Genomic DNA, 19234 nt, shown 5'->3' on the forward strand with positions numbered 1-19234 from the left:
CGCGGTGCCGGTGTCGAAGCTGGCGTTCCACACGGCGCTGACCGTGGCGGTGCTGCCCTCCCCCGCCCGGGCCAGCGAGACGACCAGCGTCAGGTTCTGCACCGCGCCGTAGGCCACGCCCAGGCCGAGGCTGCCCAGCAGCAGCGCGCCGGTGCCTGCCGGCCCGGTGACCGACAGCCCCAGGGCGACCAGCGCCAGCCCGGCGACGCCGGTGCCCAGGGCGGCGGGCAGCAGCACGCGGGCGCCGACCCGGTCGACCAGCACGCCGACCTGCCAGCGGCAGACCGCCGTGCTGACGCCGAACAGCAGCAGCGTGGCTGTCGCCAGTGCGCCGTCCGGCCGCTCGATCGGCAGGAAGGTGACCAGGCCGCCGCCGGCGAGGGTGACCGTCAGCAGCACGAGGGACGGCGCGGCCGAGGCCCGGACCGCGGCCCGTGAGGTGCCCGGACCGGCGTCCGGGGGCGGCGGCCCGAGCGCCCGCACCAGCCCCGGCACGAACGGCAGCGCCAGCACCGCCGAGGCGCCGAGCACCGCGACCCAGGCGAAGTGCCCGGCCAGGGTCAGCGCGGCCCCACCGGGCACGGCCAGCAGGGTGGGCAGGGCCGCACCCAGGCCGTAGATGCCGATCGACTCCCCGCGCCGCTCCGCCGGCACAGCCTGGGCCGCGATCGCCGAGCCCAGCACGGTCAGGACGGCGAACCCGACACCACGGACCGCGGAGACTGCCAACAGCCAGCGGACGTCGTCCCCGGCGAGGTACAGCGGCGCCGGCGCTCCCAGGGCCACCAGCCCGGCGGCCAGCACCGGCCCGAGGCCCCAGCGCCGCACGAGCGCGGGCACGGTGCCCTGGACCAGCACGGTGACCAGCAGGAAGACGGTGGTCGCCGAGCCGGCCGCGACCAGCCCGGCCCCGGCGTCCGCCGCGTACGCCGGCAGCGCCGCGAGCAGGACCGAGTAGCTGGTCAGGCCCAGCAGGCTGACGGCGAACATCGCGCGCACGGCCGGCAGCCGCCACAGCGAGACGCGCTCGGCCGTCGACACGTCCGTCCCCCGTTCCGGTCACTCGCTGGTGGCGGCACGGGGCCGTTGCCTACGGTTCCCCCATGACCTCTCCCGTCAGCATCCCGGCGACCACCACGATCGTCGTCATGGGGGTGTCCGGCGCCGGCAAGACCAGCGCCGCCCAGGAGATCACCCGCCAGCTCGGCTGGGAGTTCATCGAGGGCGACGACCTGCACCCGGCGGCCAACGTCGCCAAGATGGCCGCCGGCACCCCACTGGACGACGACGACCGCTGGCCGTGGCTGCGCCGGGTCGCCGAGGTGATCGGCGAGCACGAGGCGGCCGGCCGCTCGCTGGTGATCACCTGCTCGGCGCTCAAGCGCAGCTACCGCGACCTGCTCCGCGAGGGCAACCCGTCGGTGTGGTTCGCCCACGTCGACGTGCCCCGCGAGGTGCTGGCCGCACGGCTCGCCGCGCGGCGTGGGCACTTCATGCCGCCGTCACTGCTGGACAGCCAACTGGCCACCCTGGAGCGGCTGGGCGACGACGAGCCCGGCGACGTCATCGCCGGGAACGCCCCCCTCGACCAGACCGTCGCCCAGGTGCTCAGCGACCTCCGCGAAGAGCGCCAGCTGCAGAGCTGACGGAGTCCCAGCGCTCGCATCCTGAGGCGCTGGGACTCCATCGGCTCCGGGATCAGCTGAGCTCACCGCACGTGCTCCTGGCTCACCGCACACGCTGAGCCAGGAGCAAGCACGATCAGGTCACCTGATCCCGGCCCGTGTGCAGGGGCCTGCCGAGAGCGTGCGAGCGGTGGGGGCACGGGGTCCTCACCCCATGTGCGGGTAGCGGTGGTCGGTCGCGGGGACGAACGTCTCCTTGATCGACCGGGCGCTGGTCCAGCGCAGCAGGTTCTGCGCGGCGCCGGCCTTGTCGTTGGTCCCCGAGGCGCGGCCACCGCCGAAGGGCTGCTGGCCGACGACGGCGCCGGTGGGCTTGTCGTTGACGTAGAAGTTGCCGGCCGCGTGCCGCAGGAAGCGCTGGGCGTGGGCGATGGCCACCCGGTCCTGGGCGATGACCGAGCCGGTGAGCGCGTAGGGCGCCACCGACTCCATCTGCCGCAGCACGGTGTCGTAGTCGGCGTCGTCGTAGACGTGCACGGCGAGCACCGGTCCGAAGTACTCGGTGCTGAACACCTCGTGGGCGGGGTCGGTGCCCTCGATGACGGTGGGCCGGACGAAGAAGCCCTCGCTGTCGTCGCACGTCCCGCCGGCGACGACGGTGAGCGCGTCGTCGGCGTGCGCGGCCTCGAGCACCTTGGACAGCTTCGTGAACGACCGGCGGTCGATGACCGCGCCCATGAAGTTGGAGAGGTCGGTGACGTCGCCCATCGGGATGGCCTCGACGGTGCCGACCAGGTCGTCGCGGATCTTCGACCACAGGCTGCGCGGCACGTAGGCGCGGGAGGCCGCCGAGCACTTCTGGCCCTGGTACTCGAAGGCGCCGCGGATCATCGCGGTGCGCAGCACGTCGGGGTCGGCCGAGGGGTGGGCGACGATGAAGTCCTTGCCGCCGGTCTCGCCCACCACGCGCGGGTAGCCGCGGTAGGAGGCGATGTTCTCCCCGACCGTGCGCCACAGGTGCTGGAACACCCGCGTCGAGCCGGTGAAGTGGATGCCGGCCAGGTCGCGGTCGGCCAGGACGACGTCGGAGACCGGGATGCCGTCGCCGGGCAGCATGTTGATCACGCCCGCCGGCAGCCCGGCGGCCTCGAGCAGCCGCATGGTCAGGTGCGCGCCGAGCTGCTGGGTGGGTGAGGGCTTCCAGACGACGGTGTTGCCCATCAGCGCCGGCGCGGTGGGCAGGTTGCCGGCGATGGCGGTGAAGTTGAACGGCGTGACCGCGTAGACGAAGCCCTCGAGCGGGCGGTGGTCGACCCGGTTCCAGACGCCGGGACCCGAGACGGGCTGCTGGGCGAGGACCTCGCGGGCGAAGTGCACGTTCCAGCGCCAGAAGTCGATCAGCTCGCAGGCGGCGTCGATCTCGGCCTGGTAGGCGGTCTTGCTCTGCCCGAGCATCGTGGCCGCGTTGAGCGTCTGCCGCCACGGCCCGGCCAGCAGGTCGGCGGCCTTGAGGAAGACGGCGGCCCGGTCGTCGAAGGACAGCTCCGACCAGCCGGGTGCCGCCGCCTTCGCCGCGGCCACCGCGGCCTGCGCGTCGGCGGTGGTGGAGTGCGCCGACGTCCCGAGGACCTGGGCGTGCCGGTGCGGGGCAACGACGTCGAAGGACTCACCGCCCGGCATCCGCTGGACGCCGCCGACGGTGGCGGTCAGCTCGTACGGGGTGGCGGCCAGCTCGGTGAGCCGCTGCTGCAGCTCGGCGCGCTCGGCCGAGCCGGGCGCGTAGTCCTCGACGGTCTCGTTGCGCGGCGGCGGGACCTGGGTGACGGCGTCCATGGGGTGCTCCTCAGGGGTCGTGACGTGCTCGACGGCCACGCTTCAGGGGCCCGCGCCGAGCCTGCGAGGCGTGGGGGGAAGCGTGGTCCTTCTAGGAACGGGTGGCGAGGGAGCGGAGGAAGAACTGCAGGTTGGCGGGGCGCTCGGCCAGCCGGCGCATGAAGTAGCCGTACCAGTCGGCGCCGTAGGGCACGTAGGCGCGCACGGTGTGCCCGGCGCGGGCGAGGCGGACCTGCTCCTCGGGGCGGATGCCGTAGAGCAGCTGGAACTCGTAGCTGTCGGCGGCCCGGCCGGTCTCGGCGACCAGCGCCAGCAGCCGGTCGATCATCGCCGGGTCGTGGGTGCCGGCCATCGGGTGACCGCCGCCGCGGACGAGCGTCTCCAGGCAGCGGGCGTAGGCGGCGTCGACGGCGGCCTTGTCCTGGTGCGCCACGGTGGCCGGCTCCTGGTAGGCGCCCTTGACCAGCCGCACCCGCGACCCGGGGACGGCGAGGGTGCGGGCGTCGTCCTCGGTGCGGTGCAGCATCGCCTGCAGGACCGCACCCGTGCCGGGGTGCTCGCGGCGCAGCTCGGCGACGATCGCCAGCGTGGAGTCGACGGTCGGCGAGCCCTCCATGTCCACGGTGACCGTGGTGCCGAGCGCGGTGGCGGCCTCCACCACGGGGCGGACCAGGGCGAGCGCGACGTCGTCCCCGCCGACGGGCAGCGCCTGCCCGAACGCCGACAGCTTCACCGACACCTCCGCGGCCCGGCCCAGGCCCAGCGGGGCGAGCCCGTCGAGCGCGGCGAGGTAGGCGTCGCGGCTGCGGGTGGCCTCGGCGCGGTCGGTCACGTCCTCGCCGAGGTGGTCGAGGGTGACCGCGATGCCGTCGGCGGCCAGCTCCCGGACGGCGCCCAGCGCGTCGGGCAGCGTCTCGCCGGCGACGAACCGGTCGACCACCCGGCGGCTGACCGGCGTGCCGGTGACCACCCGGCGCAGGCCGGGACGGCGGGAGGCGGAGAGCAGGGCCTTCTGCAGGACGGGCACGGGACAGACGCTAGGGACGGCGGCCCCGGCGCACCACCGACAGATGTCCGGACTCGTGACCCGCGCCTCGTACGATCGTCTGAACGGCGACGGGAGGGGCCAGCGTGCGCGACGACCTGCAGGAACTGGTGGACGACGTCTCCCGGATGCTCCGCGCACCGGCGACGCTGGAGGACCGCGACTTCACCCTGCTGGCCTTCTGCGCCCACGACGACGACCGCACCACGACGATGGACGCCGTCCGCACCCGCTCGATCCTCGGCCGCAGCTCCACGCCTGCGGTGCGCGCCTGGTTCGAGAGCCACGGCATCGCCGGTGCCACCGCCCCGGTGCGGGTGCCGGCCGACCCGGCCGCGGGCATCCTCACCCGGCTCTGCCTGCCGGTGCGCGCCGACGGCGAGCTGCACGGGTACCTGTGGCTGCTCGACGAGGGCCGCACCGACCTCACCGACCCGGCGGCCCCCGGGCTCGCGGCGGCCGTGGCCGTGGCCGCTTCGGCCGGCCGGCTGCTGGCCGCGGGGCGCCCGGGCACCGCGGACCTGTCCGCGGCCCTGCGCGAGGTCCTCACCGGTCCCGCGCCCCGCGCCGCCCGGGCGCTGGGGACCGCCCTCGGCACCGAGGCGCCCGTGACCCTGGTGGCACTTCTCGTGCCCGCGCCCGGGGTGCCCGCCGGCTGGGCGCCCCCGGCCGCCGGGGCGGTGCCGGCGGAGCTGGCCGACGGTGCCGAGGTCGCCGTCCTGCTGCCGCTGCGCACCGGTGGCGACACCCGGCCGGCCGGCGCGCTGGCCGCCGCCGCCCTGACCGGGCTGCCGCCGGGGAGCACCGCCGGCGTCGCGGCCGCGCGCCGGGGCTGCGGCGACCTGCCCGCCCAGTGGCACGAGGCGCGGACGGCGGCCCGGGTCGCGGCCGTCGACCCGCGGCTGGCCCCGGCGGCGTCCTGGTCCGAGCTCGGCGCGTGGCGGCAGGTGGCCGCCCTCGACGGCCCGGACCCGGCGCTCAGACGGCTGCTGGCCGACCCGGTGCTGACCGCGACGGCGGAGGTGTGGCTCGACTGCGCGGGCAGCCCGCAGCGGGCCGCGGCGCAGCTGTGCATCCACCGGCAGACGCTGTACTACCGGCTGGGCCGGATCGAGGAGCTCACCGGTCTGGACCTCGCCGAGGGCGCCGACCGGCTGCTGCTGCACCTGGGCGTGCGTGCGGCACGGCTCACACCGTTCGTTCGCCGGGGCAACGACCTCGACTACCAGCAGTGACCTAAGCTCGACTGGCTCATGACTCCAGCACACGGCGCCTCCACGTCCCACGGGGCGGAGGCGCGGGACGGCGAGGTGCCGGTGGTCGAGGAGGACCGCGGAACCGACGTGCTGCGCCGGCTGCGCACCGAGACCGCCGTGGAACACCAGGCCGTCGAGGACACCCTGGACCTGCTGTCGCCCGCGCTGACCCGCGACCGGCTGATCGACGTCCTGACCGCCATGCACGGCTTCTGGCTGGCGGCCGAGGCCTCGCTGGACGCCTGGGCGCAGGCAGAGCCCGCCGACGCCGCCGGGGTCGAGTGGCCCCGCCGCCGCCGGGCCGCGCTGTTCGCCGCCGACCTGACCGCGCTCGGCGCGACCGGCCGCACGCCGCAGCCCGCGCTGTCCGACGTCGCCGACACCGACGCGGCGCTGGGCCGGATGTACGTGCTGGAGGGCTCCTCGCTGGGCGGGGTGTTCATCGACCGGCACCTGGCCACGCTCCCCCAGCTCGCCGACGTCGGCCGGCTGTCGGCCTTCTCCCCCTACGGCGAGGCCACCGGTGCCATGTGGCACGCCTTCCGCACCGTCACCCGCGCGCGGATCGCCGACGGCGGGAATGCCGACCGGCTGGTCGCTGCTGCCCGGGAGACCTTCGGTGCCCTGGCCGGTTGGTGCGGCGCACCACCGCCCGACGGGGCACCCTGGACACCGGCCCGTTCGACGCACAGCAGCACCCGAGGGAACGAGGTCGTCGCGTGACGGACCAGTTGCAGTCAGGCCCGTGGCTGGCACCCGGCGAGACGGTCGACCTGACCAACTGCGAACGCGAACCGATCCACGTCCCCGGCAGCATCCAGCCCCGCGGCGTCCTCCTGGCCGTCAGCGAGCCCGACATGGTGGTGCGCCAGGTGTCCCGCAACCTCGCCGACGTGGTGGGCGTGGCCTGGGACGACGCGCTGGGCCGCCCGCTGGCCGAGGTCGTGGGCATCGCCCCGGCCGACGCGATCGCCCGCTCGGCGAGCGCCTTCGGCGACCTGCGCGAGCGCAACCCGGTCGAGCTGATCCTCGACTGCGACGGCACGCCGTGCCCGGTCGACGCGATCCTGCACCGGGTCTCGCACGCGGGCATCAGCGCCGACCTGCCGAGCGCGAGCACCCTGGTCGTGGAGCTCGAGCCGGCCTACGGGCCCCGCCCGTTCTCCTTCCCGAACACCTACCAGGCGGTGCGCGGCACGATCACCGACCTCAACCGCGCCAGCTCGCTGCAGGAGCTCTACGACATCACCGCCACCGCGGTGCGGACCCTCACCGGCTTCGACCGGGTGATGGTCTACCGCTACGACGCCGACTACAACGGCGAGGTCGTCGCCGAGGCGAAGCTGCCGGAGCTGAACTCCTTCCTCGGGCTGCACTACCCCGCCTCGGACATCCCCGCGCAGGCCCGGGCGCTGTACGAGAAGAACTGGGTCCGGCTGATCAACGACGTGACCTACACGCCGTCCCGGCTGGAACCGGTCGACCTGCCGGCCACCGGGCAGCCGCTGGACCTCACCTACTCCACGCTGCGCAGCGTCTCCCCGATCCACTGCGAGTACCTGCAGAACATGGGCGTGGCGGCCTCCATGTCGATCTCGCTGCTGCGCGACGACAAGCTGTGGGGGCTCATCGCCTGCCACCACTACACCGGTCCGCACGCCCCGCCGTACGCCACCCGCGCGGCCGCGGAGTTCCTGGGCTCCACGCTGTCGCTGCGCCTGGTCGACCGCACCGAGGACGAGGAGCACCGGCGCGCGCTGCGGGTCCGCTCCACCATGGCCTGGCTGACCGCGGCCGCGCTGGACGAGGAGCGCCCGCTGACCGAGACGATGCTCGGGCGGCCCGGCCTGCTCGATGTCGTCCCGGCCGACTCGGTCGTGGTGCACCTGCAGGGCTCCACCGGTGGCGCGGGCATCCCGCTCGCCCCGGAGGTCACCGCCGCGCTCGCCGCCTGGGTCGCCGACCAGGACGGCGACGTGGTGAGCACCGACCGGTTGCCGCTGGTCGCCCCGCAGCTCGACGTCCCGGGCGGCCTGGTGTGCGGCGTGCTCGCGCTGCCGCTGGCGGAGGGGCAGTACGTCATCTGGACCCGCACGGAACAGGTGCACTCGGTCGACTGGGGCGGCGACCCGCACAACAAGGCCATCGCCGAGCGCGAGGGCGACGGGATCCGGCTCTCCCCGCGCAAGTCCTTCGACCGGTGGCGGGAGACCGTGCGCAACCGCGCCGAGGCGTGGGCGCCGGCCGAGCTGGCCGAGGCCGGTGAGCTCCGTGCCGACCTGCTCGAGGCGCTGTACGCCCGCTCCCGGCGGGTGGCGCGGACTGCGATCACGCTGCAGCGCAGCCTGCTGTCCGAGCCCCCGGACCCCGACCACCTGGACTTCGCCGTCCGCTACGTCCCGGCGGCGCAGGACGCCCAGGTCGGCGGCGACTGGTACGACGTGTTCCAGCAGCCCGACGGGGCGACCGTGCTGGTGATCGGTGACGTCGTCGGTCACGACACCGAGGCGGCGGCCTGCATGGGCCAGCTGCGCGGGCTGCTGCGCGGCATCACCTACGACAGCGCCGACAGCCCCGCCGGCGTGCTCACCCGGCTCGACCGGGCCATCACCGGGCTGGAGCTGAAGACCATGGCCTCGGTGCTGGTGGCCCGGCTCGAGCAGACCCCGGACGAGGTCGCCCAGGGCGTCACCCGGCTGCGCTGGTCCAACGCCGGGCACCTGCCGCCGGTCGTGGCGGACGCCGACGGCGACGTCCAGGTGCTGGACGGCGCCCGGGCCGACCTGCTGCTCGGTGTCGAGCCCAGCGCCCCGCGGCGCGACCACGTGGTGACGCTGTCCCGCGGGGCGACCGTGCTGCTGTACACCGACGGGCTGGTCGAGCGCCGCGACCAGCTGTTCGACGCCGGGGTCGACCAGCTGCGCGAGGAGCTGCGCACGCTGTGGCAGTCCCCGGTCGCCGAGATCGCCGACCAGCTGCTGGCCCGGATGGTGCCCGACCGCGCCGAGGACGACGTGGCACTCGTGGCCGTGCGGCTCAACCCCCAGCTCGAGGCCTGAGCCCCGGGTCCGCGGACCCCTCAGCGGTCGGTGAACTCGGCGTCCAGCCCGTCGGCGTTGCCGCCGGCGACGTCCTCGCCCACGGGCAGCGGTGCGTCGTCGGCCACGGCGGCGGCGACCTGCGGGGAGTCCTCGACGGCCGGCTCGGCCTCGCCCTTGCCCGGCTTCTGCAGCGCCTTGAGCAGCTTCCGCTCCTCCTTGGCCAGCGGGCGGGTGTCGGGGTGGCCGGGCTCGCCGTCGTCGTTGCCGGTGGCCATCGCGGTGTCCGGGAGCGAGGCGTCGGACAGGGACGCGTCGGACGGGGAAGTGTCGGGCAGGGTGGTGTCGGGGGTGTCGCTCTGCTCGCTCATGCCCTCCTCACTCCCCGCCCCGCCCGGGCGGTAACCCCCCGGACGACCGCGGTGATCGCCGGTCAGGCGGAGGCGACCAGGTCGGCGAAGACGACCGTGTTGTCCAGGTAGCTCTGCGCCGCGTCGTCGAACTCCCCGCCGCAGGTGATGACGCGCAGGCCGGCGTGGTCGAGGTCGCCGTAGACGGCCGCGGTCGGGAAGGCGTCCTTGTCGTACTGCCCGACCTCGGTGACCCGGAAGACGGCGGTGCTGCCGTCGGCGCGGGACACGGTGATCTCGTCACCGGCGGCCACGTCGCGCAGCGCGGCGAACACCCCGGGCGCACCGGCCCAGTCGACGTGCCCGGCGATGACCGCCGGGCCCTGCTCCCCGGGCGTCGGGGCACCGGTGAACCAGCCGGCCGGGAAGCCGTCGGGCGGCACCTCGAGCGTGCCGTCGTCCTGCAGGCCGAGGTCCATCAGGTCCGAGTCGACGCCGATCGCCGGGATCCGCACCCGGACCGGTCGCGCGGCGGCCATGACCAGCGGGGCGGCCACGGCCGTCGACGGGGCCACCGACGCGGTCGCGGGCACGGGCGACGCCGTGACCTGGGCGGCTGCCGGGGTCGCCGCATCGCCGCACCCGGCGAGGGACAGCAGCCCCAGGGCCAGGGCCGCGGCGGCCAGCCGGCGCCGCAGGCACGGCTGCGGCCGGCCGGGCATCAGGAGGTGCTGCCGTCGCCGGTGTCGACCGAGCCGACCGGCACCCGGCCGACCTGGCCGAAGGTGGTCCGCCCGGAGTCGCCGGTGCCGCGCTCCGGACCCGGCGCGCTCGCCGTGGAGGACGGCGTCCCCGCGGCGGTGGGCGTGGGGGCCGGCGCGCCACTGGTGGCACCCGCCAGCGGCGGCGGCGTGGCCGTGGGGGTCGCGGTGGGCGGGGTGGTGGTCGGCGGGGCGTCGACCACGGGTGCGACCGACCCGGTGCGGCAGGGCTCGGGCAGGCTGATCGTGTTGTCGTCCAGGGTGACCGCGGCGACGCTGGCCAGCACGCGACCCTCGACGGTGGCCCCGGTGCCGAGGGTGATCGCCTCCTGGTCGGCCAGCAGGGTGCCCACGAAGGTGGAGTAGCTGCCCAGGGTCGCGGCGTCGCCGACCTGCCAGAAGACGTTGCAGGCCTGCGCGCCACCGGTCAGCACGACGGTGCTGCTGGTCGCGGTGGTCAGCGAGCTGCCGGCCTGGAGGACGAAGACCGAGTCGTAGCTGCCGCCGCCGTCGAGGGTGAGCACGCCGGTGAGGTCGAGGTCGGAGCCGGAGTTGTAGACACCGGGCGACAGCAGCTGCCCACCGAGCAGGCCGGCGGTGACGGGCGTCTTCGGCCCGGCGTCCGCGGCGGCCACCAGGGCCGCGGTGAGTGCGGTCTTCGCGTCCTGGGTGACGGTGTCACCGCCGTGGTCGGTCCCGGGGTCCAGGGTGATGCCGCCGTCGATCGAGGTGGTGGCGAAGCTGCCGATGTCGCCGCTGACGGTGGTGGCACCGGTGTTGGTGATGCCACCGCCGGCCAGCACGGCGAAGCCCTGGGCCGCGCCGAGCGGGACGGCCGTGGCGGCCTGGGCGGTGCCGGTCAGCCCGGCGAGCAGGACGGCCGTCGACACGGCCACCAGGCCGGTGGAGGCGACGGCGACCCGGCCGCGGCGGGAGGTGGTGGGGCGGGGCAGCGTGCTGGGGACCGACGTCACGTCGGCGCTCCTGTCCCCGACGCCGGGGGCGTCGGACTCGCAGTGCGCTGAAGACGTCGCCGGCTTGGCCGCCGGAGCTCGGGGTGCCCTCCGCTCGAACCCTACGCACGGGTAGCCGACCGATCACGGACTGTAAGCCCAACGAGTGACGGAGTCGGTGCCCCGTCTTCGGCAGGTCCTGCTCAGGCGGCGAGACCGTCACCCAGCGTGCGCAACAGTTCCCGGACCGCGCTGCGCCCGGCCCGGTTGGCCCCGATCGTGCTCGCCGAGGGCCCGTAGCCGACCAGGTGCAGCCGCGGCTCGGCCACCACCCGGGTCCCGTCCATCACGACGCCCCCACCTGCGCTGCGCAGGTGCAGCGGGGCCAGGTGGTCCAGCGCCGCCCGGAAGCCGGTCGCCCACAGGACCACGTCGGCGGGGACGGACCGGGCCGGGGAGTCCCAGGCCACGCCGTCGGCGGTGAGCCGGTCGAACACCGGCAGCCGGTCCAGCACGCCGCGGGTCCGGGCGGCGTGCACGGCCTCGGTCTCCATCAGCCCGGTCACCCCGACCACGCTGACCGGCGGCAGCCCGGCCCGCACCCGCTCGTCCACGAGGGCGACCGCGGCCCGGCCGGCGTCCTCGTCGAAGGGGCCTGTGCGCCAGACCGGCTCCCGCCGGGTGACCCACGTGGTGGCCGCGGCGACCTCGCTGATCTCGATCAGCTGCTGCACCGCCGAGGTGCCCCCACCGACCACGACCACCCGCTGCCCGGCGAACTCCGCCGCACCGCGGTAGTCGGCGGCGTGCAGCTGGCGGCCACCGAACAGCTCGCGCCCGGGGTAGGCCGGCCAGAAGGGACGGGTCCAGGTGCCGGTGGCGTTGACCAGCCCACGCGCCGTCCACTCCCCCGCGCTGGTGTCCAGCACGAACCCCTCGTCGGTGCGGTGCACCGCACGGACGGCGACCGGCCGGCGCACCGGCAGCTCGAAGCGCCGCTCGTACTCGGCGAAGTACGCGCTCACCACCTCGCTGGCCGGTGCGGCCGGGTCGGCGTCGGGCAGGTCCATCCCGGGCAGCGGGGCGATCCGGTGCGCCTTGTCCAGCCGGAGCGAGGGCCAGCGGTGCTGCCACGCCCCGCCCGGCCCCGCGTCGGCGTCGAGCACCACCGAGTCGGCGCCCCGCCGGTGCAGCTCGTACGCCGCGGAGAGCCCGGCCTGACCCGCCCCGATCACCACGACGTCGTTGTGCACGCCTCGCCCAACACCGCGCAGCGGCCCGGCATGCCGTGGTGATGATCAGGTCACCTGATCGAGAACGCCCTCAGTCGCGGACGGCGGACAGCAGGCGGGGCCGCAGCGCGCCCGAGCCCAGCAGCGCGCCGACCCGGCCGGACTGCTCCTGCGCCTGCGCCCACCGCGGGTCCTCCCCGTGCCGCCGCTGCACCTCGGCGTCGACGGCGTCGGCGCGTTCCTGCCACTGCGCCGAGCTGTCGGACAGGTCGGCCTCGGCGCGGGCGGCGACGGTGAACCCGGCTCCGGCCAGCAGCGCGTCGACCTCCGCGGAGGAGGGGAAGCTGTTGCCCTCGGGCAGCGGCGGGGGCAGCGGCTCGTCGGCCACGAACACCAGCAGGCCCAGCCGGCCGCCGGGCACGAGCACCCGGTGCAGCTCGGCGAGCAGCGCGGCCTTCTCCTCCGTGGTGCACAGCACGCCCAGGCACCAGGCGGCGTCGAAGGTGCTGTCGGCCAGCGGCAGCGACTGCGACAGGGCCACCACCGACGGCAGCCCGAACAGCGTGGCGCTGGCCCGCACGGCGTCCACCATCGGCTCGGCGCAGACCGGCCGCACGCCGCGCTCGGCGGCCAGCCAGCCCGCCGGGCCACCGACGCCCGCACCGGAGTCCAGCACCCGCGCCCCGGCGCGGAGGTCGAGGGCGTCGGCCAGCCAGCGCAGCGCGCCCTCGCTGCCGCTGCCCCGGCACCCGGCCGGCACGGCGTGCTCGGGGCCGAGTGCCCGCACCGCCTCGGCGGTCCAGCCGGCGACCGTGCCGAACTCGGTCTCCATGGCCTCGCTGGCGATCTCGCTCATGCACCCTCCCGGATCCTCGTGGCGACCTCGGCCTTGACCGCCGCGGCCGTCTCCTCGTCCCGCGCCGAGGCCAGCCCGGACAGGTTGACCCCGACGACCCCGGGGACGGCGAGCAGCGCCCGGGCCTCGGCCACCGCCGCCACGATGCCCGCTGCCACCGGATCGGGCGCGTCGAGCACCCGCTGCACGGCGGCGTCGTCCAGGTGCAGGCCGGGGAAGCGCTGCAGCACCCGCGCCGACCGCTCGTCGGTGTAGACCGCGACCGCGGCGACGAACGGCAGCGTGGCGCCGGCGGCCCGGGCGGCCGCGGTGAACGCGGCCAGCCGGGCCGCGGACGCCACGTGGTTGAGCACCACCAGCTGGGCGCCGGCCCGCTGCTTCTCCGCCACCCGCGCCGGGCGCAGCGCCAGCGGGGGCGCGTCCGGGGACTCGGGCACCGCCACGGTCAGCCCGGCCTCGGCGGCCAGGGCGGCCAGCCGGGTGCCGTCCAGGTCGAACACCGAGGTGACGCCGGGTCGCACCCCGGGACCACGGGCGTCCCCGGTCACGCACAGGACGCCGTCGACGCCCACCTCGGCCAGCCCGGCCAGCTCCTGCTCCAGCACGAGCCGGTTGCGGTCGCGGCAGGCCAGCGTCGTCCAGGGGCGCCCACCGGCGGCGAGCACGTCGGCGGCCATCAGCGTGGGCGGGAGGTCGGGGCGGTCCTGGTGCTCACCGATCAGCAGGCCGTCGCTGACCGGGGCCAGCGCGCCGACCACCGCGCGCACGCAGGCGCGGTCGAAGGGCCGGACGGTGAGGTCGGAGAGGACGACGGGACCACGGCGCGACCGGGCCAGCAGCCCGTCGGCGGACGGCGCCGGACGCGGCGGCACGGGGCCGGTCCAGCGCGGCAGCGGTGGGTCGAGGAACACGCACGGTTGAGCGGCGACCTCGCACCCGCCGTCGTCGCGCACCCCGCCGCAGGGGCCGAAGACCATCCGCTTCGGGCACCCGGCGCGGATCCCGTCCGGGATCTGCTCCACCGCGGTCACCCCCGGACGCTGTCCGCCCGGGCGCTGGGCGAAACGCCGGGGGTGTGACGTGGGCGCGTCATGTGTCCCGGACGTGCGGAGCGGGCAGGGACCACGAGACGTCAAGAAGCCGGCGGAAGAAGGTGGTGGTCCCGTGACGCACAGCATCGAGGAGCACCAGGGCTACCGGCACGTGGGACACGTGCTCGGGGTCGACCTGGACATGACGACGGTGGTGGGCCCGGTCCTTCGCCGTGCCGTCGCCGCCGGCGAGCCCGTGGTGGTGGCCTGTCCCGAGGCCGTCGCCGCTGCCGTGCTCGCCACGCTCGAGGGCGTCGGTGACGTGTACGTCGCCCCGACCGACCCGCTGGACGACCGACCCCCGGCCGCGCTCGCCGCGATCGCCGAGCTCGTCGACGCACGCGCGCCCGGTGCAGGGCGGAGGCTGCACCTGGTCACCGGCCCCGGCGGCCCGCACACCGACCCGGCCGTGTGGATGCAGACCGAGGCGCTGCTCAACCACGTGCTGGCCGAGCGTCCGGTCGACCACATCTGTCTGCTGGGCCCCCTGGACGCCGGTCCCGACCGGTCCGCCGGGCCCGTCGTGGACGTCGACGCCGTCGTGCACGCTACCCACCCGTGGCTGCTCACCGAGGTCGGCACGGTGCGCAACCCGGCCTACCGGCTGCCGGCCGAGCTGCTCCGCGAGGTGCAGCGGGCCGCGGTGCCCGACCCGCTGGAGGAGACCGAGCCGACCCTGGCCATGGTCGACCTCGAGGACATGCGCGCCCTGCGCCGGGCGCTGACCCGGGTGCTCGCCGACAGCTCGCTGTCCGAGGACGCCGCCCAGGACTTCGTGCTGGCCATCGACGAGGTGACCGCCAACGCCTCCGAGCACGGCATCCCGCCGGTCGACGTGCGGCTGTGGTGCACCCCCGAGCGCCTGCTGTGCGCGGTCACCGACCGCGGCGCGGCCTTCGACGACCCGCTGGTCGGGTACGGCCCGGCCCACGGGGACATGGCCGTGGGCGGCATGGGCCTGTGGCTGGCCCGGCGCTCGGTCGACAGCCTCACCGCCGCCCCCGCCGACGACTCCGGTGACGGCTGCACCGTCCGCCTCGTCGTCAACGCCTGAAGGCCGCTGCAGGGCCCCGCCGCCGGCTCGCGGGGCGGCGGGGCGCTCGGCGGGCGTCGTCAGATCGGGAGCAGGTGGTTGGCCTCGATGAGGCGGGCCTGCTCGCGGCACCACGGTGACCAGGCCTCGTACTCCTGGGTCTCCTGGCGGTCGCGGAAGGTGGCCCAGTCCAGCAGCTCCCACTCGCCCACCTCGGTGGGGTCGGGCGCGGGCGTGCCGGTGAAGCGGCCGACGTAGACCGGGCAGATCTCGTTCTCCACGACGCCCCGGAACTCCGCGCGGTAGCGGTAGGAGGGCAGCGCCGACCGCACCTCGGCGACGCCCAGCCCGAGCTCGTACTGCGCGCGACGGGCGATCGCGTCGACGTCGGCCTCGTCCGGGCCGGGGTGCCCGCAGACGGTGTTGGTCCACATCCCGGGGAAGGTCGCCTTCGACTCCGCGCGCCGGGTGACCAGCAGGCGGCCGTCGTCGGCGAAGAGGTAGGCGGAGAAGGCCCGGTGCAGCGGGGTCTCCCCGGTGTGCACCAGGGGCTTGGGCATCGTGCCGATCGCCGTCCCGTGGTCGTCGACCAACACGATCAGCTCTGTCGTCGGAGGGGCCACCACGGGTCCATCCTCCCCCGACGGCGATCGCGGTCGCAGGAGCGGCCCCGACACCATGATCACCTCGGTCGGGGTGAGCTTCGATCGTCACGGTGCGTACCCACAGGGAAGCGGTGGCGTGATCGGAGACGGGGGCCATGGTCGACCGGCCCAGGACGCACGACCACCACCTCGACGTCCCGGTCCGAGCGTGGGCCGGGCCCGCAGCGGGCACGGAACGGGCATGGACATCTTCATCCGCGGTGGGCTGGTCTTCGACGTCCGCGACTCCGGGCCGGGGGACGGAGAGCCCGTCGTCCTGCTGCACGGTTTCCCGCAGGACTCCTCGGCCTTCGACCGGATGGCCCCGGCGCTGCACTCGGCCGGGCTGCGCACCCTGGCCCCCGACCAGCGCGGCTACTCCCCCGGCGCCCGGCCGACGGGCCGTTCGGCCTACCGCCTGCGCGAGTCGGTCGACGACGTGCTGGCCCTGCTGGAGGCCGCCGGGCTGACCAGCGCGCACGTGGTCGGGCACGACTGGGGTGGGATCGTCGGCTGGGCGCTGGCGGCGTGGCACCCGTGGCGCGTGCGCACGCTGACCTCGCTGTCGGTGCCGCACCCGGCGGCGATGACCCAGGCGCTGGGGCACAGCGACCAGGCCCTGCGCAGCAGCTACATCGGCTTCTTCCAGGTGCCCGCCGTGCCCGAGGCAGTGCTGCTGGCCGGCCGGGGCGCGGTGCTGCGGCGGATGCTGTGCCAGGGCGGGCTGCCGCCCGAGCTCGCCGACCGCTACGTCGAGCGGCTGCGGCAGCCGGGCGCGCTGACCGCGGCGCTGAACTGGTACCGGGCGCTCCCGCTGTCGGGCACGCCCGTGGGCACCGTGCGGGTGCCGACGCTGCACCTGTGGGGAGACGGCGACGCCTTCCTGGGCCGGGCGGCGACCGAGGCGACCGCGCAGTTCGTCGACGCCCCCTACGCCCTGGAGGTGCTCGAGGGCACGGACCACTGGATCCCGGAGCTGGCCGCCGACCGCGCCGCGGAGCTGGTCACCGCGCACGTCCGGACCCACGGCTGAGAGCGGCGCCGGCGGCGACCGTGGGCGGGCTGTCCGCCGCCGCGGCACGTCGGGCCGCAGGGCTGAGAGGATCACGTCGGTGGGCACGGTGAGCGGTGGAGGCGACGACCTGGCGGCACTGCACGCCGTCCAGGCGGAGCTGTCCCGTGCGCTCGCACTGACGCAGCGGGTGCTGCACTACGCCGCCGACGGCATCTACGGCCTGGACGCCGCCGGCCGCGTGGAGTTCGCGAACCCGGCCGCCGTGCGGATCACCGGGTACGAGCAGGAGGCGCTCCTCGGGGGCGACCAGCACGCGCTGCTGCACGGACGGCGGCGGGACGGGTCGCCCTACCCGGTCGAGGAGTGCCCGGTGTGGCGGGCGATCCGCTCGGGGCAGACGGTCACCGCCACCGACGAGGTGTTCTGGCACCGGGCCGGCCGGCCGGTGCCCGTCGAGCTCATCGCCGTCCCCACGGTCGAGGACGGCGTGATCACCGGCGTGGTCGTCTCCTTCCGCGACCTCACCGACCGACTCGTCGCCGGGGCGCAGGCCGCCGAACTGCGCCGGCTCGAGGAGCAGGCGGCCGCGGAGCGCGCGCTGTCCGACCGGCTGCAGCAGGCGCTGCTCACCCCGCCGCCGGAGCCGGACCACCTGCACGTGGTCGTGCGGTACCGACCCGCCGCGCACCACGCGCTGGTCGGTGGCGACTGGTACGACGCCTTCCTCCAGCCCGACGGCGCGACGGTGCTCGTCATCGGCGACGTGGTCGGGCACGACAGCAACGCCGCCGCGGCGATGGGGCAGTTGCGCGGCCTGCTCCGCGCGCTGGCCTACGACAACGACGAGCCGCTCGCCGCGACCCTGACCCGGACCGAGCACGCCGCCCGGGGGCTGGCCGTCACCGCGCTGGCCACCGTGCTCCTCGCCCGGGTGGAACGGCGTCCCGACGTGCCGGTGCTGGGCACCCGGACCCTGCGCTGGACCAACGCCGGGCACCCCGCGCCGGTGGTGCTGTCCCCCGACGGCACCAGCCGGGTCCTGGACACCAGGCCGGACCTGATGCTCGGGGTCGACCCCGACGCCCGGCGGACCGAGCACTCGATCGAGCTGCCCGACGACTCCACCGTGCTGCTGTTCACCGACGGGCTGGTCGAGCGCCGCGGGTCCGACCTCGACGAGGGCACGGCCCGGCTGCGCGCCGCCCTGGGCGACCTGGGCGGGGTCCCGCTCGACGAGCTCTGCGACACCCTGCTCGCCCGGCTGGTGCCCGACGACCGCGCGGACGACGTGGCCCTGGTGGCGCTGCGGACCTACCCGGAGGACCGGCCCCGACCGCCGGAGGCCGGCCCCAACCGGCTGCCGGAGGGCATCGACTGACGCCCCCGTCCGGCCCTACGGTGGCGTCGTGGCCGTGCAGGTGACCCGGGCGGACGTGCTGGGGTCCCGGGTGCGCGCGCACCAGCTCGACCGGACGGCGGGCACGCTCGCCGACACCGGGGTCCTCGACCTCGGTGTGCAGGACACCGGCGCGGAGGCGGCCCGCTGGGCGCTCGCCGTCCGCGGCCTGGACGACGTCCCGGCCGGTGACCTGGCCCTGGTCTGGACGCTGCGCGGCGCGCCGCACGTGTACCGCCGCGCCGACCTGCTTGGGGTGGTCGCGGCGACCGCGCCGTTCTCCGAGGCCGACGCCGCGAAGCGCGTCTTCGACGGCGCACGGCCACTGCGGGCCGCCGGCACCCCGGTGCTCACGGCGCTGGACACGATGGCGTCGGCGATGCGGGAGATCGTCGCCGCGCCCACCGTCAAGGGCGAGATGTCGCGGCGGCTCACCGAGCGGATGGACGCCCCGTACCTGCGCGCGTGCCGGCCCTGCAACGCCGTCCACGTGTACGAGCAGACGTTCCGGCTGGCCGCGCTGCGGGCCGGGCTGGAGCTGCAGCCGGGCACCTCTCCCCCGGTGCTCCAGCCGGTCCCCGGGCTCGTGCCCGTGACCGAGGTGCCCGCGCACCTGGACGTCGTCCGCGGGTACCTGCGGCTGCACGGCCCGGCCACCCCGCAGCAGGTGGCGGCGTACCTCGACGCCCCGGTGCGGGACGTGCGGGCGCACTGGCCGGACGACGCGGTCGAGGTGCAGGTGGACGGCAAGCCGCGGTGGGCGCTGGCCGCCGACGCCGACCGCCTCGGTGCCGGCCCGGCACGGACGACCCGGCTGCTGGGCCCCTTCGACCCGTACCTGCAGACCCGCGACCGGGCCCTGCTGGTGCCCGACCCGGCGCACGCGGCGGACCTGTGGCGCACCCTCGGCCGCCCCGGGGCGGTGCTGGTCGACGGCGAGGTCGCCGGCACCTGGCGGCCGCGCAAGGCAGGCCGGCGGCTGACCGTGCAGGTCGACCCGTGGCGCGACGTCCCGGCCGCCGCGCTGGCGGCCGAGGCCGAGCGGCTGGCCGCCGTCCGGGGCACCGAGCTCGCCGGGCTCGCCGTCGGCGGTTGAGGGGTGCGCC

General features: G+C 75.9%; 18 protein-coding genes. 8 read left to right on the top strand and 10 right to left on the bottom strand.

Going from position 1 to position 19234, the window contains the following annotated elements; genetic code table 11:
• A partial coding sequence (locus GCU67_RS08770) for an MFS transporter (RefSeq protein ID WP_338104878.1) occupies positions 1-1041 on the bottom strand: 1041 nt, incomplete at its 3' end.
• A gap of 62 nt (positions 1042-1103) precedes the next feature.
• On the opposite strand from GCU67_RS08770, the gene GCU67_RS08775 reads away from it, so the two are divergent.
• Entirely contained in the window at positions 1104-1646 is a 543-nt protein-coding gene (locus tag GCU67_RS08775; protein WP_163610847.1) for a gluconokinase, read from the top strand.
• 186 nt (positions 1647-1832) lie between these two features.
• On the opposite strand, the gene pruA is transcribed toward GCU67_RS08775, so the two are convergent.
• Together pruA and GCU67_RS08785 are read right to left on the bottom strand one after the other, a co-directional pair.
• Complete coding sequence (gene pruA, locus GCU67_RS08780) at positions 1833-3458, bottom strand: L-glutamate gamma-semialdehyde dehydrogenase (RefSeq protein WP_163610848.1); 1626 nt, start codon at positions 3456-3458, stop codon at positions 1833-1835.
• A gap of 91 nt (positions 3459-3549) precedes the next feature.
• Positions 3550-4485: a proline dehydrogenase family protein gene (locus GCU67_RS08785; RefSeq protein ID WP_163610849.1), complete on the bottom strand. Its 936-nt coding sequence runs from the start codon at positions 4483-4485 to the stop codon at positions 3550-3552.
• A 104-nt stretch (positions 4486-4589) separates the two neighbouring features.
• On the opposite strand from GCU67_RS08785, the gene GCU67_RS08790 reads away from it, so the two are divergent.
• Genes GCU67_RS08790 through GCU67_RS08800 form a run of 3 tightly spaced genes read left to right on the top strand, consistent with a single transcriptional unit; the run spans position 4590 to position 8818 of the window.
• On the top strand, positions 4590-5738 hold the full coding sequence (locus GCU67_RS08790) for a helix-turn-helix domain-containing protein (protein ID WP_163610850.1): 1149 nt from the start codon (positions 4590-4592) through the stop codon (positions 5736-5738).
• Positions 5739-5756: 18 nt separating this feature from the next.
• A complete protein-coding gene (locus GCU67_RS08795; RefSeq protein ID WP_246214838.1) occupies positions 5757-6482 on the top strand; it encodes a biliverdin-producing heme oxygenase in 726 nt (241 codons plus the stop codon).
• Positions 6479-8818, top strand: coding sequence for a SpoIIE family protein phosphatase (locus GCU67_RS08800; protein ID WP_338104879.1), 2340 nt, complete (start codon positions 6479-6481; stop codon positions 8816-8818). The genes GCU67_RS08795 and GCU67_RS08800 overlap by 4 nt, the downstream gene beginning before the upstream one ends.
• Positions 8819-8838: 20 nt before the next feature.
• On the opposite strand, the gene GCU67_RS08805 is transcribed toward GCU67_RS08800, so the two are convergent.
• The 6 genes from GCU67_RS08805 to GCU67_RS08830 form a co-directional block, all read right to left on the bottom strand.
• Complete coding sequence (locus GCU67_RS08805; RefSeq protein ID WP_163610851.1) at positions 8839-9168, bottom strand: hypothetical protein; 330 nt, start codon at positions 9166-9168, stop codon at positions 8839-8841.
• Positions 9169-9230: 62 nt separating this feature from the next.
• On the bottom strand, positions 9231-9869 hold the full coding sequence (locus GCU67_RS08810; protein WP_163610852.1) for a class F sortase: 639 nt from the start codon (positions 9867-9869) through the stop codon (positions 9231-9233).
• Positions 9869-10882 carry an ice-binding family protein gene (locus GCU67_RS22370; protein WP_163610853.1) on the bottom strand — a complete coding sequence of 338 codons (1014 nt, stop codon included), beginning with the start codon at positions 10880-10882 and terminating at the stop codon, positions 9869-9871. Before GCU67_RS22370 ends, GCU67_RS08810 begins: the two co-directional genes overlap by 1 nt.
• 182 nt (positions 10883-11064) lie before the next feature.
• A complete protein-coding gene (locus GCU67_RS08820) occupies positions 11065-12114 on the bottom strand; it encodes an FAD-dependent oxidoreductase (RefSeq protein WP_163610854.1) in 1050 nt (349 codons plus the stop codon).
• A gap of 70 nt (positions 12115-12184) precedes the next feature.
• Entirely contained in the window at positions 12185-12949 is a 765-nt protein-coding gene (locus GCU67_RS08825) for a class I SAM-dependent methyltransferase (protein ID WP_246214839.1), read from the bottom strand.
• Positions 12946-13980: a methylenetetrahydrofolate reductase C-terminal domain-containing protein gene (locus GCU67_RS08830; RefSeq protein WP_338104881.1), complete on the bottom strand. Its 1035-nt coding sequence runs from the start codon at positions 13978-13980 to the stop codon at positions 12946-12948. The genes GCU67_RS08825 and GCU67_RS08830 overlap by 4 nt, the downstream gene beginning before the upstream one ends.
• 133 nt (positions 13981-14113) lie before the next feature.
• Here GCU67_RS08830 and GCU67_RS22760 point away from each other — a divergent pair, with 133 nt between their 5' ends.
• Positions 14114-15094 (top strand): ATP-binding protein, encoded by a 981-nt coding sequence (locus GCU67_RS22760; protein ID WP_163610856.1) that lies wholly within the window; start codon positions 14114-14116, stop codon positions 15092-15094.
• Between the two features lie 59 nt (positions 15095-15153).
• Here the strand turns inward: GCU67_RS22760 and idi are convergent, their stop codons facing one another.
• Entirely contained in the window at positions 15154-15699 is a 546-nt protein-coding gene (gene idi / locus GCU67_RS08840; RefSeq protein ID WP_338104882.1) for an isopentenyl-diphosphate Delta-isomerase, read from the bottom strand.
• A 220-nt stretch (positions 15700-15919) separates the two neighbouring features.
• On the opposite strand from idi, the gene GCU67_RS08845 reads away from it, so the two are divergent.
• From GCU67_RS08845 to GCU67_RS08855, 3 genes are all read left to right on the top strand, one after another.
• Positions 15920-16750 (top strand): alpha/beta fold hydrolase, encoded by an 831-nt coding sequence (locus GCU67_RS08845; protein WP_163610858.1) that lies wholly within the window; start codon positions 15920-15922, stop codon positions 16748-16750.
• A gap of 88 nt (positions 16751-16838) precedes the next feature.
• Positions 16839-18110, top strand: a complete 1272-nt coding sequence (locus GCU67_RS08850; RefSeq protein ID WP_338104884.1) for a PP2C family protein-serine/threonine phosphatase — start codon at positions 16839-16841, stop codon at positions 18108-18110.
• Between the two features lie 28 nt (positions 18111-18138).
• Positions 18139-19224 carry a DNA glycosylase AlkZ-like family protein gene (locus GCU67_RS08855; protein ID WP_163610860.1) on the top strand — a complete coding sequence of 362 codons (1086 nt, stop codon included), beginning with the start codon at positions 18139-18141 and terminating at the stop codon, positions 19222-19224.
• Positions 19225-19234: the final 10 nt, after the last annotated feature.

This window comes from Modestobacter muralis, assembly GCF_010682105.1.
Classification (GTDB): domain Bacteria; phylum Actinomycetota; class Actinomycetes; order Mycobacteriales; family Geodermatophilaceae; genus Modestobacter; species Modestobacter muralis.

Coding starts and splice junctions, on each gene's coding strand:
- GCU67_RS08775 (WP_163610847.1), top strand. CDS start 1,104: ATGACCTCTCCCGTCAGCATCCCGGCGACCACCACGATCGTCGTCATG.
- pruA (WP_163610848.1), bottom strand. CDS start 3,458: ATGGACGCCGTCACCCAGGTCCCGCCGCCGCGCAACGAGACCGTCGAG.
- GCU67_RS08795 (WP_246214838.1), top strand. CDS start 5,757: ATGACTCCAGCACACGGCGCCTCCACGTCCCACGGGGCGGAGGCGCGG.
- GCU67_RS08805 (WP_163610851.1), bottom strand. CDS start 9,168: ATGAGCGAGCAGAGCGACACCCCCGACACCACCCTGCCCGACACTTCC.
- GCU67_RS08810 (WP_163610852.1), bottom strand. CDS start 9,869: ATGCCCGGCCGGCCGCAGCCGTGCCTGCGGCGCCGGCTGGCCGCCGCG.
- GCU67_RS08825 (WP_246214839.1), bottom strand. CDS start 12,949: ATGAGCGAGATCGCCAGCGAGGCCATGGAGACCGAGTTCGGCACGGTC.
- GCU67_RS08845 (WP_163610858.1), top strand. CDS start 15,920: ATGGACATCTTCATCCGCGGTGGGCTGGTCTTCGACGTCCGCGACTCC.